Raw genomic sequence first — 15,560 nt, 5'->3', positions numbered from 1 at the left:
GAAATGAATTTAGGAACGAAAGACCGGAGGACTGGGATAAACTAAAATCAGACCATATTGGGATTGAAATAGTCATAGAAGGCAAATAAGGAGGTAGACTTATGAGACTAAAATCAGACCATATTGGGATTGAAATGTAACAACTCATTATTATTTATGCAAACAGTGTTTAAACTAAAATCAGACCATATTGGGATTGAAATGTATTGGAGCATTCATCCGGGAGGGTTACTAATGGTACTAAAATCAGACCATATTGGGATTGAAATTGGATCCGCATCCAACATACTAAATAATGCGGGGCACTAAAATCAGACCATATTGGGATTGAAATGATAAAGAGATATTAGACACCGGGTGGTCAGAAGAACTAAAATCAGACCATATTGGGATTGAAATCCAGAAGCTGATAATGGATTCATATCATTATCAAGACTAAAATCAGACCATATTGGGATTGAAATACCATCCACTAAGATTAACCAAATGCTGGATAGGGGACTAAAATCAGACCATATTGGGATTGAAATTTTGACATGGCCGGAATGCTACTAAGGGGTAGTTGGACTAAAATCAGACCATATTGGGATTGAAATTGAGCTTTGTACTGGTGAATGGCAGTAAGGACACCTACTAAAATCAGACCATATTGGGATTGAAATGTGAACGTACGAGAACCGGCCTGTTTTGTTAGTATAACTAAAATCAGACCATATTGGGATTGAAATGTGGCTTCTGAATCGTAGAGGTAGGCTTGTCTCATCACTAAAATCAGACCATATTGGGATTGAAATATGGGTTTTAGTATTCGTTTGTGCATAGTAGTTCACACTAAAATCAGACCATATTGGGATTGAAATTTGATAACAGCAACTTCAATAGATGTACAAATATTAACTAAAATCAGACCATATTGGGATTGAAATGCTATCAGGGTGGGATGGTGCGGCAACAAGAAATGTACTAAAATCAGACCATATTGGGATTGAAATATAACCAGGTTCAGACTCTCAGAACCATAACAAGATACTAAAATCAGACCATATTGGGATTGAAATCAGACCCGGTTACAATGACTATCATAAGTCCACTGGCAGACTAAAATCAGACCATATTGGGATTGAAATGTTACAAACTGACATTGCAGCAGACCATATTATTGACTAAAATCAGACCATATTGGGATTGAAATCTTGAATAAGTATCGTTTCCTCTGCACGAACTGGGAACTAAAATCAGACCATATTGGGATTGAAATTTTTATGTTTTCGTATAGTATGGGGGCCTTTGGGTTACTAAAATCAGACCATATTGGGATTGAAATAAGACTTACTTTTATTATGAATCAATTACATTAGATTGACTAAAATCAGACCATATTGGGATTGAAATTTAAGCCCTATGCGTGAAAAAATGCTAAAAAAGGTTGTACTAAAATCAGACCATATTGGGATTGAAATTCCAATTCTATTGTCAAATCTGAAACATCTTTTTGTTAATAAAATCTGACCATATTGGGATTGAAATATAATATACACTTTAGGAAACTCAAAAACTACCATACTAAAATCAGACCATATTGGGATTGAAATCAATCCACACAACATCTTGTGCCAACAACGTGAAAAACTAAAATCAGACCATATTGGGATTGAAATGTGACATTAACAACCAGACAGATGCCGATATTGAAAACTAAAATCAGACCATATTGGGATTGAAATTTTGTCTTGTGAAGACATGCTTTTAGATGTTTCTGAACTAAAATCAGACCATATTGGGATTGAAATACCTCCCTGTTGTGGATGTTGAAGGTGCTAAAGCCTACTAAAATCAGACCATATTGGGATTGAAATCTTGAAATCCATCCTGTGGGTTCTGTCCCGGAACCAGACTAAAATCAGACCATATTGGGATTGAAATAATGTAGATGTGGAATGGGATTGTAATTTACTCATCACTAAAATCAGACCATATTGGGATTGAAATGCTCTTTGTGAAACCTGCAAAGGAAAAGGGTACTCAACTAAAATCAGACCATATTGGGATTGAAATTTGCTAATATACGTAAGGGGAATGTTAGCAATAGAAACTAAAATCAGACCATATTGGGATTGAAATACTGAACCGGAATGGGATGCAGTGGCACCTAAAGCAACTAAAATCAGACCATATTGGGATTGAAATCCTTTTCGACCAACTTTTGATGTTCTTATCATTTTCACTAAAATCAGACCATATTGGGATTGAAATATCCTGAAGATGGTATTGCTATCTTGATGAATTGGTACTAAAATCAGACCATATTGGGATTGAAATTCATTTACTTTGACTACATACTTATTCCAGAGTAGACTAAAATCAGACCATATTGGGATTGAAATGAGCTTACACTATCATGTTTTAAGAAAAATCGAAAAACTAAAATCAGACCATATTGGGATTGAAATTATAATCTCCTCCTATTGTATTAGTACGAGAATTAGAACTAAAATCAGACCATATTGGGATTGAAATGTGCATTTCATGGATTGGCATTGTACCTCAATAATAAACTAAAATCAGACCATATTGGGATTGAAATGATGGAGTGCACGATGATATAGTGGATGCCATTGCGACTAAAATCAGACCATATTGGGATTGAAATGTCCGTATATCCTCCATAGTTAGGACAATAACCAGTACTAAAATCAGACCATATTGGGATTGAAATGTTGTAACCTTCGACTATAGTTATTGAAGCTGTTACACTAAAATCAGACCATATTGGGATTGAAATGTTTCTGAGCAATATAAACAGTTTTCCGGGTTACTTTACTAAAATCAGACCATATTGGGATTGAAATAGGCTTTCTATGAGAGTTATTGCAGGACACATTAAGACTAAAATCAGACCATATTGGGATTGAAATATACTCGGTAGACCGGGTTCTCTGTTTCGCTGTTTAACTAAAATCAGACCATATTGGGATTGAAATATTGCAAAACCAGCATTTGCAGAAGAGGCGGTATGTACTAAAATCAGACCATATTGGGATTGAAATTGTAAAACATGCGGTGCGGATGAATGTCAATCCTGCTACTAAAATCAGACCATATTGGGATTGAAATGCTGGTGACAGGCATCAATCACTTTCTTAGAATGGAACTAAAATCAGACCATATTGGGATTGAAATACGGTATTTCTTATGGTGTGAATAACTTCACATTACAAACTAAAATCAGACCATATTGGGATTGAAATCATAAGACTTATTTACTATGTTAAGCTGAGGGTCTTACTAAAATCAGACCATATTGGGATTGAAATTTAATCAAAGAAAGAGGTAATACTACCACTAATTATACTAAAATCAGACCATATTAGGATTGAAATCCAGTTGGGAGGAAATGGTGGAAGATTTGGGTATATTACTAAAATCAGACCATATTGGGATTGAAATGCATCAATAACAGTAACCGGTTCCATAATAGACAAGACTAAAATCAGACCATATTGGGATTGAAATGTAAATATCATCCATACGTATCACATCCAATAAAAAACTAAAATCAGACCATATTGGGATTGAAATACCAAGGACGCATAAGGTATGTTATCAATATCCTTAACTAAAATCAGACCATATTGGGATTGAAATCTGTTAGGATCTATGATGGGGATTTAGAAGAATATAAACTAAAATCAGACCATAGTGGGATTGAAATCTAAGACCATGTGTGGCTGCCTCAGCATTTTTAGTCACTAAAATCATAACATATTGGGATTGAAATCTTCAAAAATAGATGTGATGGCCATTAGAAGATTATAAACTAAAATCAGACCATATTGGGATTGAAATTAGTGTCAGTTTGAACAATATGGGTACTTTGCTTGACTAAAATCAGACCATATTGGGATTGAAATGTTGTTAAGATTTCATTAGATGATTTGAAGAATCAAAACTAAAATCAGACCATATTGGGATTGAAATTATGATATTGATTACATGAAAGGATTGGTTCCTATCCACTAAAATCAGACCATATTGGGATTGAAATGATAAAGGATGATACACTTATAGGAAGGTATGGATTACTAAAATCAGACCATATTGGGATTGAAATAATTATCTTCCCGGTTTTGCTGATGTTGACGGAACTTACTAAAATCAGACCATATTGGGATTGAAATAACTGTGGAACGGCCGCACCTAAGGCAGATGAAACACTAAAATCAGACCATATTGGGATTGAAATCAACATTTAATTTATAAATGTGTTAAAGGTAGGGAAACTAAAATCAGACCATATTGGGATTGAAATATATACGTAATACCACTTTCAAATTGCATTACGGTATACTAAAATCAGACCATATTGGGATTGAAATAACAACAACTTAAAAAGTTTGTTAAACTTCATAAACACTAAAATCAGACCATATTGGGATTGAAATCAATATTAAATTTAAGAGGATTCCTAGCACTAGCCCCACTAAAATCAGACCATATTGGGATTGAAATATTAAGCCCTCTGGCCTGGTTAAAGGGTATATTTCTACTAAAATCAGACCATATTTGGGATTGAAATACGGAGGTGAAAAGTTGTTTCAAAAAAAAACATGTGTACAAAATCAGATCATATGGAGTTCGTGATGAATCATTGCAGGCAAAAATCTTTCTGAAAAAGAAGAAAAGATTTAATTAATTCATTTCTTATTCTTCAAGTGTATAGAATTAATTTAAATTAAATTATTAATCGGAACAGCATATAGAATACTATTACAACTCCAATAAAAACCAGAATCTTTAATATCGGACTATTTATCCCTTTAGCTGTGCTAGCCACTTCTATTTTTGGTTCATCCTTTATGGTTTCTATTTTATCATCTTCATCATTTATTTCTTCATCCATTTCTGGAATAGTTATTTCCTGAGCTTCATCTTCTCTACGATTCATCTTCTCTTTTTTAAGTTTTATCAGTGCGGTGCCTTCTTTGAATCCCAGGTCTTTTGCAGGACTTCCACACTCAGGGCAATCCCCTTCAACCCGTTTAATATTACTACAATCTGGATTTGAACACATAGATGCCATTTTTTAATCCCCTGCTATTTTTTTTCTTAATAGTCCTTATATCTCAACATATTAAAATTTGGTGTATTAAAAGATGTAACTTTGGACTAGAAGTAACTTTGGAACTACTAAAGAAAAAATAATAAAACCCAGTCATAGGATTAAATAAGATATCCCGAACTGATTCAGAGAAATGTACATGGAGTGAAGTTGGGCTTGGCTAAATGCCAAAACACTTGCATGAACTAGTGTATTAGTTCATAATTTTCTTCTATTAACTTCTTCTAACTTTTACTATTAGCTTTTACAATTAGCTTTTACTATTAGCTTTTACTATTAGCTTTTACTATTAACCTCTATCAGCTCTTACATGAGAAACTGGACTGGGTTGTGGTAACCCTAGACTTAAAAGGGATAATTGATTTGGAATTATTATTTATTTTATTTTAGTGTTTTAAGACTCCACAAGATTAATTCCATTAATCTCCACCAGCAGCAGTGGTCAGTTTAACGTGTTCCACTCCTTTTAGTCTCATTATCTTCTCGGTCAAGTTTCTAATTTCCTGGGCTTCACCCTTGACTACTATAACTTCCAGGCAGTTTTTCCCAGTCATGTGTATGTGCATGGTGGCGTTAATGTAGTCCCTGAATTCGTGCTGGATGTCAGTAAGGTCTTCCAGTACTCCAGTGTAGTGGTGGTCGTAGATAACAGCCACTATTCCGATTCTATCTCCTTCTATGTCTTTCATCCACTGGTATCGGACTATGTAGTCCTTCAGGGCGTCTCTGATTCCTTTGGATCTTGAGTTGTATCCTCTATCTTTTAATACTTCATCGAATTCGTTTAACAAGTTTTTTGGTAATGACATGCTTATTCTCATCATGGATCTCCCCTTCTTTATTAATTATGGTGTAACTATTATTAAAGTGTTACCTTTCTTCTGGAGAAATTATGGAGAAATTATAAAATACGTAGTTAAGAAGATAAAACAGGGAAAATTATTTTTAAAAAAGTTATATTCATTTGAAGGAAGTTGTATCCTTTTTGAAAGAATATTTTAACAAAAGAAATACCTTAGAAAACTAATATCACAATAGGTAAGAGTAATATTTGTTCCAGATAGAGTGATGTTTTTGATTAATTAATTGATAATATGAGAAATATAAACATTAACAAATGGTCCTATATACTGGTCCTGATTGCACTTACTCTTTTAAGTTTGTATGTTGGTTTTTACATCTCCACAGCCACAGCATTCCCTCAGAATCCATCAACACAGGCCTATTTTGATAAAATATGCAATATGCCCCATATTAATACTCCCGGGCCACAATCTCCTGAGGTGTTCTGGCAGCAGGGAGGGAACTGTGATGACCGTGCCCTGGTACTTAAAACCTATCTGGAAATCAAGGGAGCGAAAGGTGTCCAGATATGTTGGGTTTCCAGGATGGAAAATGGGACAATGGTGCCCTGCTATAATGGGGCTATGGGACACTCATTCGTGGTATGGAACAACCGGGTGTACAATCCCACACTGAATGAATCCCACAGATTTTATGATGCAGATATTCCTGAGTTCAAACAGTTTTTAAGTGAAACTTACGGTTTCAACACATGGTACTTTGAAAACCAGACTGTTGGAATTCAGTTTTAATCAAAATAGGTAAGTTAAGGAAGATAACTGACCATGCCTGCCTAAATCTAACAGTATGGTCCTCATGAAATCTCCAATAAGATTAAATGAAGGATAGATGTATTGTATATAAGGTGAAAAATTTGCGATGTCCAAAATGTGGAGTAGAATATCCTGAAAATTCAGACCGCTGTCAGTTCTGCGGTTATCCAAAAAACCCAATATCTTTCGTTAATGGAGAAAATGGGAAAAAAATCGAAATTAAGAGTAGCATAGAAAAACAACAGACTAGTAATTCATACTTAGCATCAAAACTAATTGGACTTATTGGCATAATATTCTTCCTTCCCTTAGCCATAGCTTCCGGTTTATACCTGTTAACTCGGAAAGAAAGAAGTGCCAAATACTGGGGACTTGCATTCCTGATAATTGGGGGAATTTTCTGGGCCATTGGAATAGCAATGCTTTATACCATGGGCTATGATAAATTCATGGCAACCTACAACTTAACCAATTACTCCTATGATCTGACCAACTATGGTTTGAAATTCTAATTATCCCTTTTTACAGTCTATTATTTCTTTTTAAGATTAATTATTTCTTTTTAAGGTGGAGCATTTCTTTTTAGGACTATGAACGTTATTATGGTGGTGTTATGGCAATTTTTTTTAGAAATTCATTTTTTTTTAGATTTTTTTTTAAATCGTTTTGTTTTGATTTAAAAAAAATAGGAGAAATAATTATATTAGATTGTTTTTGTTAAATTATAACCCTGAACTAATAAAAAAGAAGATTAGTTTAAATCTTTAATATTACAAAGGGCCTTAATTTGATTGATGCCATAGGAGCTATAAAAAATGGAAAAGATAATAATCGGCCTTCCTAAAGGAAGTTTAAACAATGTTAACAGGGGAAACACTTACCAGTTATTTGTGGATGCAGGTTACGAGGTCCGGGGATACGAACCCGGCAAGGAAGAAAACGAAATCACCATCCTGAACGACCCGGAAATAAAAGGATTCCTAACCAGACCCCAGAGTGCACCAGTAGAGCTCAACCGCCAGATATTGGACCTGGCAATCATTGGAGAAGATTGGGTCCGGGAAGAATCTGTCAATGTGGAAGGAGAACTCATAAAGAGGGTAGGTGACCTGGATTATGGTCAAACCAGACTGATAGTGGCTGTCCCTAATGATGACCCTTATGAATCCCTCTCCGATTTCTTCAGGGCCAACAAAAACCGGGAAACCCCCATACTCTGCTTCACAGAGTACCCTAACCTCACCAGACAGTTCTTCATGGAAAATGATGGCTACCAGGAACTATTCGGTGAAAGTAAACCTTTAGTTCAGGTACGTGGTCTTTGGGATGGGGACAATGAAATGGTACAGATCATCAACTCCGACGGTGCCACCGAGGTCTACATAGCCAAAGGAGCAGATCTGGTTGTGGACAACACCCAGACCGGGAGCAGTCTGCGGAAAGCAGGACTGAAAATACTGGAAACCATCATGGAATCCAGTGCAGGATTATACGCAGGTCCCAGTTGCACTCAGGAAAAGGCAGAAAAGGCAAAAATAATCTTCGAACAATTATTCGGAGCAATAAAGGCAAGGAAATACTTCGATGTCAAATTTAACATTGCCAACCAGAGATTGGACGAAGTGAAAGATTTCCTGCTCTCCAATGAATACTGCTCAGATGAACCCACCGCAGTTAAAGGAAGCAGCTTCTCCCAAGTTAATGTCTTGATTCCTAAAAATAAATTCCCAGAAATGTTAAAAGGAATAAAAAGCTTCGGAGCCTCAGCCATTGTCCGGGAAAATGTTAAACAGTATGTGCAGTAAAAACACAGATTAGGGTTATACATTAAAGACTTCAGAAAAAAATTAATTAAATAATTTTTTTAAAAGTCTTATGGAGGGGTCTCTTTTATAATTTTTTTTAATCAAATAAAATAGACCTTGCAGTTATATTTTGATGACTTAACTCTATCAATAGATTATTCTCCTTTAATTTCAGATATTCTTATCTATTGAGACCTTATTACTGTGCAGGAATCGTGTAATCTCCGATTTAACCTCTTCATTATGGCCTAATAATAGATGACCGCCATCAGGCAAAGCCAACAGACGAGAGTGGGGAATTCTTTCAACCAGGGCCTGTGCATTTTCATGAAGCGCTAATGGGTCATCTTGAGCACTGATCACCAATGTTGGAATTTCAATATCTTCAATGGGATAGTTTTCGTTTTTAGAGCTGTTGAAAATCTCAGGAGATGAAGTGTAAATATCAAAAAAGCTCCCATCGACCCGTGCACTAACAGGTAGTATGTGGAACAGTAGATCTCTGATATCGGCCTCATATTCAGGGGTAATTGTAAATTCCTTAGGAACACCAATCCATGCATCCTGAACCCACGACCTGAAATAGGTGATGGTTGCCCAGTAAACAAAATCATTACGGAAGAATATATTGAATAGAGCCTTAGACATGACAGGACCCTTCCCAGGGGCCGCAGGAGAAACAAGAATAAGGGCTGAAACACGCTCGGGGTAACGCAGGGTGAACTGGATGGATGATGCTGAACCTGCAGAATAGCCAACGACAGCAGTCTTCCCGATATTCAAGGAGTCCAAAAGGGAAGCGTAAGCATCAGCCTGCATTGCTACGCTGGCTTTTCTTGGTATGGAGGAGCGCAGATAACCAAACCGCGAAACCGATATAACCTGGAACTTTGAATTGATGGTTTTATTAGCCATTATCAAACCCTGATCAAAGCCGCCAGCGTTACCATGAACGGCTAGTACAGGATAACCATTCCCTATTTTAGCATACTCGATTGATCCACAGTTTGTCTCAATTACCCTGCTGTCCAGGTTGTTGATATACTTCTTAATAGCTCGCATCTCCCTATGGTAACGTGTCATTTACTAACACCACCAGTACCCAAATTTGCTACCTTTAAGGTAATCTGAACAATATATCTTAGAGAGAAATGTTAATCATTTGAATCCAGGGTTAAATAGTATGTCTCTATGGATCTGCATTGGTCATCCAGAAGACGAACATCTAAGGATACAAGTGGATTAGGCGACAGCTACAAAACGCCGGAATATTTCAAAGCTCCAGGAGATTGATCTTTAACCAGGAACACGTTCCCATTGATGACATGCCCTAATCCGGCCCCATTTTTTCCATGTTCAAATAAATATCCAATAACTCACGACTCTTCTGACAGTTTTTTTATTCTAGTTAGAGCTTTAGGCCAGGTTTTCTCAGACATCTCCAACATCTGGCGATCTACATCCCCATCTGAAGTTAAATCCACATGTAGTTCAGTTTTACCATCAAACTCCTTAAATGTGTAATTTTCAAGTGAACCAGCCCATTTTTTAGCTTCCTGGCTTGAGGTATCCTCTTCACCGTTAGACACTACACCAATACTTTCGATGGAGATATGCTCATATTGATGGTTCTCTTTTATTCGGCTTACCATTCCAGACAATTTACCTGTCTCATCAGGTGCAAGGAAAAGTATTTTACTTCCCTCAGTCCAATCACCGACGTAGCTTGAACCCGGCATAAACACATCGGTCCATTTTTCATAGGTATCCTTATTGAGCATGGTTTTCCAGACCTTTTCTTTAGGTGCATTTATAACAATTGAATATTGCAGTTTTCCCATAAAATCTTCCTCATTTTATTTTTCAACCAGTTCTTTAAGCTTTTGAAGGGCCTTATGCCACATGTCCTGGTACATGTCTTTATAATCATCGGGTATATCCATAACTGGAGATTGTTCCACCAGCACTTCAGTTGCGCCATTTATCTCTTTAAAAGTGTAATTTTCAAGTGCACCAGCATACACCGTAGCCTCTTTACTTGTAATATCTTCTTTTTCATCCTTCACCATGCCAATGTTTTCGATGGAGACCAATTCGTAAGGCTTGTTTTTTCTTACTCGGAATACCGTACCGGACATTTTTCCTGACTCATCAGGCGCGAGGAAAAGTATCTTACTTCCCTCACTCCAGTCACCCTTGAAATGTGAGCCCGGCATAAACACATCAGTCCACAGGGGATAGGTTTCCTCCCCAAGCATCACTTCCCATACTTTTTCTCTGGGCGCATCTATAACTATTGAGAAATGTAGTTTTTCCATAAATAAACACTCCTTGTAAACAAACTATTTTTATTATCTGTTTTTTTGACTGTATTTGACTATCTTCCCTCATATGCCTGCTTTAATTTCTCTATGTCAAGTTTATTCATCTGCATCATGGCCTGCATCACCCTCTGGGATTTCTCCGGGTCTGGGTCACTTAAGTATTCATTTAAAAGATTGGGAACGATTTGCCAGGCTAAACCAAATTTATCCTTAACCCAACCGGGTCCCAATTCCATTCCCCTCTCTTTAAGATTCTCCCACAACTGGTCAACCTCTTCCTGAGTATCACAATTCACGAATAACGATAAAGCTTCAGTAAATTTGAATTGCGGATTACCATTTAATGCATAAAAATCCTGTCCTTCGAGCTGGAAGGTAACAGACATAACCGATCCTTCCAGGCCGGGGCCGGATTTCCCGTATCGCACAGTATTTACTATCTTTGAATTTTTAAAGATGGAGGTATAGAACTTAGCTGCCTCTTCAGCTTTACTATCTTCAAACCATAAAAATGGCACTATCTTTTGCATTTTAATCCTCCTTTATATTTTATTTCTTCATCTTCTCCAGCACTTCATCAAGACGTTCATAAGACTCATTTATCCCTTGTTCCATCCCTGATTGCATCATGCCATCCCGATCCTCTACCGATTGGAAGACGGATTGGTCAGTTAATTTTGTCCGGTTACCCGGTAATTCTTCGAGTTTTAACGTGTCCAGAAGTACATGACCTGATTCTGGAAGACCTTCGAACTCAAAGGTGCTGATGATTCTCTCGGGGCTGACTTCATGATTCACCCCATGAAATGTAAACTCATTACCCTCTTGATCTTTTTGTTTGAACCTCCAGGAGCCACCATTTCTGGGTTCAAATGTTTCAATGGTTGTGGTAAGTCCACGGGGTCCTATCCATTGTGCATAAAGTTCTGGATCGGTTAACGCTTTAAAAACAAGTTCCTGTGGAGCGTTAAACTCTCTTTCAATTAATATTTCCTGCTTCCCGGGTTCTACCGTAATTTTAGCCATATTCATTACCATAGTAGTCACCTTCATTTATGGATATATTAATCCTTCAAATTTGAACTAAACAAATTTAAACTTTAAAGATATTCAGCGAGCTTATCAAGGGACTCATTCCAACCAGCCTCTGCCAATGTCTTATTTTCATTGTCAGGGAAGCCTGTATGCTGCAGAGTAAGCCGGGTCTTACCATCCTTTTCCTGGAAGGTTACCATCACTTTTAACTCTAAAGGCCAGTCACCACTTAACCCATAGTCTGAAGCCGGGACCACATTACCATCTGCATCAGCAAAACTATCCGTGGACACAATCCGCTCCATGGGAACTATCTCCTTATAAACACCGGTGCTCCAGATGTCCTGGCCTTCTGGGGACCGCATGCTGTAGAGGGAAGAGCCTCCCACCCTAAAGTCGTTCTTAACCACAGGTGCTGTGTAGTCTTTCGGGCCCCACCACTTTTTAATAGTCTCAGGGTCAGTCCATGCCTCCCATACCTTCTCCAACGGTGCATCGAAGGTACGAGTTATAAATAACATGGTAATTTCTATTATGGCCATAACATTTCCCTCAGTGTCCTGGAAGGATCCGGTGTACCCCATATCCGGAATGGTCATCTTATCGGTAAGCATCTTACCTCCCTTAGCTTCTATTTTCTGGGCAAACTCTTCATATGAATCAACACCGATCACGTCACTAATGCTGGTTCCAAATTCTTTTGGTTTTATAGCCCCGTTGATTCCGGGTTCATCTTCCTCACCAGCTTCCACCAGCCAGTAATCAAATTCACCTTGCCATTTATCTATTTTCCATCCGAAAACTTTTCTATAGAATTCTATTGCTCTTTCTGGTTTTTCTGCAGGTATCTCAAAATGAATAACTTTTGGCATACTATAACACCTCTTTTTTAATAAATAAATGAATAAAGAATCTTTAATCATGTTTTAAATATTTTAAATCCTGTTTTTCATACTCTAGATAAAGTGAATATGATCTAATTACAACAATATTAAATCACCCTAATTCACAGTTTCTCACCTTAATACATTATATTTCTTTTAGAATAATAAAATTTCTCTTATCTGAATACATAAGAATAGTCCAAAGATTAACTAGAAATACATAAAAAACATTAGTAAATAAAGAATGATTAAAATTTAATATCAGTGAAGGGTAAGCTTTGAACTTAAGACCATAATCATGATTCAGGATTAGGAATAGTTTATAATTTTAGAAAAAAGATGATTTAAGAAGGGGATAAAGGATGAAACAGTTTTTGATTACTCCGGCAGCAGGTAAAAGGCTAATTGCACAGGCATTAAAGGATCATTCGGCCATTAAAGAAGCCCTTAAATCAGGGACCGTGGTTATCATAGCTGGAACAACCAATGGATATGTGGCTGAAGAGATCCTAGCATCCCTGGATCAACAGGGGGATTTCTCCAGAGAAAGGTTCTTCAGGGGAATCGTACTACCTCCTCTGGGGATGACCAGTGAATCTGGGCGATTGAAGGATGAAACTGGATTTCCAGGTGATGTGGTAATAGTTAAAGGTGTCTGGAAGAAGGGCCTTACCATATTTGATGTTGTTGACGACTTGAAAATGGGAGATGTTATTTTAAAGGGTGCCAATGCACTGGATGTCTCCAGTAAGAAGGCCGCTATCTATATTGGTCATCCACAGGGAGGAACAATTGGTGCTTCAATACAGGCAGTGGTGGGTCGTAGAGTACGTTTAATTCTTCCAGTGGGACTTGAAAAACGCATCAACGGTGATCTGGATGATCTTGCCCTGAAACTTAACTCTCCAGATACCCATGGGCCCCGCCTCCTACCAGTTGTGGGTGAGGTCTTCACTGAAATTGAAGCCATAACCAGTTTAACCGGTGCCAATGCAGAACTTGTAGCTGCAGGGGGAGTTGCTGGTGCAGAAGGCTCAATATGGATTGTAGTTAGTGGAAAACCCCCAGAAGTGGAGGATGCCCAGAAACTGATAAAGTCCATTTCAAAGGAACCTGCATTTTTATTATAAGTAATTAAGGGTTGGAATTTTGAAAAACTACTGGACAATCTGTTTTTGAAAAACTCTTTTATAGGCATCTATATTGAAAATTTTATACATATATTGAAAACTCTTTCAACACCTATTTCAAAAACCCCTATTTTAGATACCTATTGAGAGTCTCGGAATTTTTAGTACTTTTCAAGCAGTAAACCCACTTCATTTCCAGAAGGTAACTTTTGCAGAGCTTCATATTCTGCTTTTTTAACTGCCAGGTAAGATTTCCAAAGATCCACGCCCATGGCATTTAAAATAACTCCATTTTTTTCTAATTTATCCAGTGCATCCCTCATATTACTTGGAAGTAGTTTAACTCCAAGATTATCTATTTCAACCACTGAAAGAGTGCCCGGATCCCTTTGCACTGGTTGGGGCAGCGTCATTTTCTTCCGGATACCATCAAGTCCCGCGGCAAGAACTCCCCCCAGGGCCAGGTAAGGATTGGAAGATGCGTCCACTGTTTTTAGTTCCAAGTGTCTTATTGTTCCATCCTCTTCTTTGATCACCCTGATGGCAGCTTCACGGTTGTTGAAACCCCACACTTGAAAAGCCCCACTCCACATCTGGGGACGTATCCTGCGGTAAGATCTGGGGATAGGGGTGGTGATGGCCATCAGTGCCGGTAAGTGATGTAAAATCCCGGCTATGAATTGTTCCCCAGCTTCACTAAGGTCATACTTAGCTTTAGGGTCATGTAAAATATTCTCATTATTCTGCCACAGGCTAAGATGGAGATGGCAGCCATTACCTGCCGTATCTGGGAATATTTTGGGAAGGAAAGATGCTCGAAGGCCGTGTTTAGGGGCAATGGCCTTCACTGTCTCCCGGAAAATAATCTGATTATCAGCAGCATTTAGTGCATCAGAATATTGGACAGTTATTTCGTGCTGACCAGGACCAGACTCTGGATAATACTGTTGGACAGTGATGTTCTGGGCGATTAATGCTTCAATTATTTCGCTGATGATGTGGTGGTTTAAATTCATGGAGTGGGTGGATGCAAAGGGGGTAAACTCGGATGGTTCGATTGATACATTATTATTGTTGTTTTTATTATTTTTACCATTCTTATTATCCCTCTTCCTCTTATCATCATGTTTTAAAAGGTAAAATTCATTTTCAAATGCTGCTTTAACCTCTAAACCTTCCTCTTGAAGAGTGGCGATCATTTTTTTCAAAAATCCACGAGGACAGTTACCCCAAACCTTCCCTTCATGGAACATGTCTCCCATGACCCTTGCATGACCTGGAGCATAGGGTATTGGTGTTAAAGTTGACATATCACCCTTTAATGTTATCTCACCCACTGGATCCAGGCCGCATCCTGCTACAACTCCATCATACATCACTGGAACTCCCTGCTGACCACGGGAAATACCCACTGAAATTTCATCATCCTTCACAGAATTCACGCAAACTGCTTTTGCCCGGATGATATTGGCATTATCACACCATGATACTCTTATGAAACCTGTTTTAGGGTTTAATATATCTTTTATTCTGTTCATAACGTCACCGTTGGCCTTAAGTATTTATTGATTATGACTCCTGATTATTTAACTGTAATGATACGATTTCGGTTATGATTATAATGAGAAATGTATACTCCTTAATGGG

At 37.6% G+C, this 15,560-nt stretch carries 13 protein-coding genes and 1 CRISPR repeat array (1 of these 14 cut by a window edge); of the genes, 4 read left to right on the top strand and 9 right to left on the bottom strand.

Annotated features, from left to right (window positions below; all coding sequences use genetic code 11):
• Nucleotides 1-4,576: direct repeats of the CRISPR family, unit length 30 nt; unit sequence ACTAAAATCAGACCATATTGGGATTGAAAT (it extends 2,673 nt beyond the left edge of the window).
• Nucleotides 4,577-4,732: 156 nt separating this feature from the next.
• Complete coding sequence (locus HY987_RS12170; RefSeq protein WP_292759132.1) at nt 4,733-5,080, bottom strand: hypothetical protein; 348 nt, start codon at nt 5,078-5,080, stop codon at nt 4,733-4,735.
• Between the two features lie 458 nt (nt 5,081-5,538).
• Complete coding sequence (gene nikR / locus HY987_RS12165) at nt 5,539-5,961, bottom strand: nickel-responsive transcriptional regulator NikR (protein WP_292759439.1); 423 nt, start codon at nt 5,959-5,961, stop codon at nt 5,539-5,541.
• 252 nt (nt 5,962-6,213) lie between these two features.
• Here nikR and HY987_RS12160 point away from each other — a divergent pair, with 252 nt between their 5' ends.
• The 3 genes from HY987_RS12160 to HY987_RS12150 all read left to right on the top strand — a co-directional run bounded on the left by HY987_RS12160 (nt 6,214) and on the right by HY987_RS12150 (nt 8,540).
• A complete protein-coding gene (locus HY987_RS12160; RefSeq protein ID WP_292759129.1) occupies nt 6,214-6,714 on the top strand; it encodes a hypothetical protein in 501 nt (166 codons plus the stop codon).
• Nucleotides 6,715-6,827: 113 nt separating this feature from the next.
• A complete protein-coding gene (locus HY987_RS12155; protein ID WP_292759126.1) occupies nt 6,828-7,247 on the top strand; it encodes a hypothetical protein in 420 nt (139 codons plus the stop codon).
• Between the two features lie 303 nt (nt 7,248-7,550).
• A complete protein-coding gene (locus tag HY987_RS12150) occupies nt 7,551-8,540 on the top strand; it encodes an ATP phosphoribosyltransferase (RefSeq protein ID WP_292759123.1) in 990 nt (329 codons plus the stop codon).
• A 171-nt stretch (nt 8,541-8,711) separates the two neighbouring features.
• Here HY987_RS12150 and HY987_RS12145 read toward each other — a convergent pair whose 3' ends face one another.
• From HY987_RS12145 to HY987_RS12120, 6 genes are all read right to left on the bottom strand, one after another.
• Entirely contained in the window at nt 8,712-9,623 is a 912-nt protein-coding gene (locus HY987_RS12145; RefSeq protein ID WP_292759120.1) for an alpha/beta hydrolase, read from the bottom strand.
• Between the two features lie 293 nt (nt 9,624-9,916).
• Nucleotides 9,917-10,381: an SRPBCC domain-containing protein gene (locus HY987_RS12140; RefSeq protein ID WP_292759117.1), complete on the bottom strand. Its 465-nt coding sequence runs from the start codon at nt 10,379-10,381 to the stop codon at nt 9,917-9,919.
• Nucleotides 10,382-10,396: 15 nt separating this feature from the next.
• The gene (locus HY987_RS12135; protein WP_292759114.1) at nt 10,397-10,858 is read right to left on the bottom strand and encodes an SRPBCC domain-containing protein; all 462 of its coding nucleotides are present in this window, start codon (nt 10,856-10,858) and stop codon (nt 10,397-10,399) included.
• Between the two features lie 59 nt (nt 10,859-10,917).
• Complete coding sequence (locus HY987_RS12130) at nt 10,918-11,394, bottom strand: VOC family protein (RefSeq protein WP_292759111.1); 477 nt, start codon at nt 11,392-11,394, stop codon at nt 10,918-10,920.
• A gap of 19 nt (nt 11,395-11,413) precedes the next feature.
• Nucleotides 11,414-11,890 (bottom strand): SRPBCC family protein, encoded by a 477-nt coding sequence (locus HY987_RS12125; protein ID WP_292759108.1) that lies wholly within the window; start codon nt 11,888-11,890, stop codon nt 11,414-11,416.
• Nucleotides 11,891-11,964: 74 nt separating this feature from the next.
• Nucleotides 11,965-12,771, bottom strand: coding sequence for an SRPBCC domain-containing protein (locus tag HY987_RS12120; protein WP_292759106.1), 807 nt, complete (start codon nt 12,769-12,771; stop codon nt 11,965-11,967).
• Nucleotides 12,772-13,145: 374 nt separating this feature from the next.
• On the opposite strand from HY987_RS12120, the gene HY987_RS12115 reads away from it, so the two are divergent.
• Nucleotides 13,146-13,913, top strand: a complete 768-nt coding sequence (locus tag HY987_RS12115) for a hypothetical protein (protein WP_292759103.1) — start codon at nt 13,146-13,148, stop codon at nt 13,911-13,913.
• 161 nt (nt 13,914-14,074) lie between these two features.
• On the opposite strand, the gene HY987_RS12110 is transcribed toward HY987_RS12115, so the two are convergent.
• A complete protein-coding gene (locus HY987_RS12110) occupies nt 14,075-15,451 on the bottom strand; it encodes a glutamine synthetase family protein (RefSeq protein WP_292759100.1) in 1,377 nt (458 codons plus the stop codon).
• Nucleotides 15,452-15,560 lie beyond the last annotated feature (109 nt).

The organism is Methanobacterium sp. (assembly GCF_016217785.1).
Lineage (GTDB): Archaea > Methanobacteriota > Methanobacteria > Methanobacteriales > Methanobacteriaceae > Methanobacterium.
The sequence above is the reverse complement of the archived record's forward strand: the minus strand, read 5'-3'. Positions and strand labels throughout refer to the sequence as shown.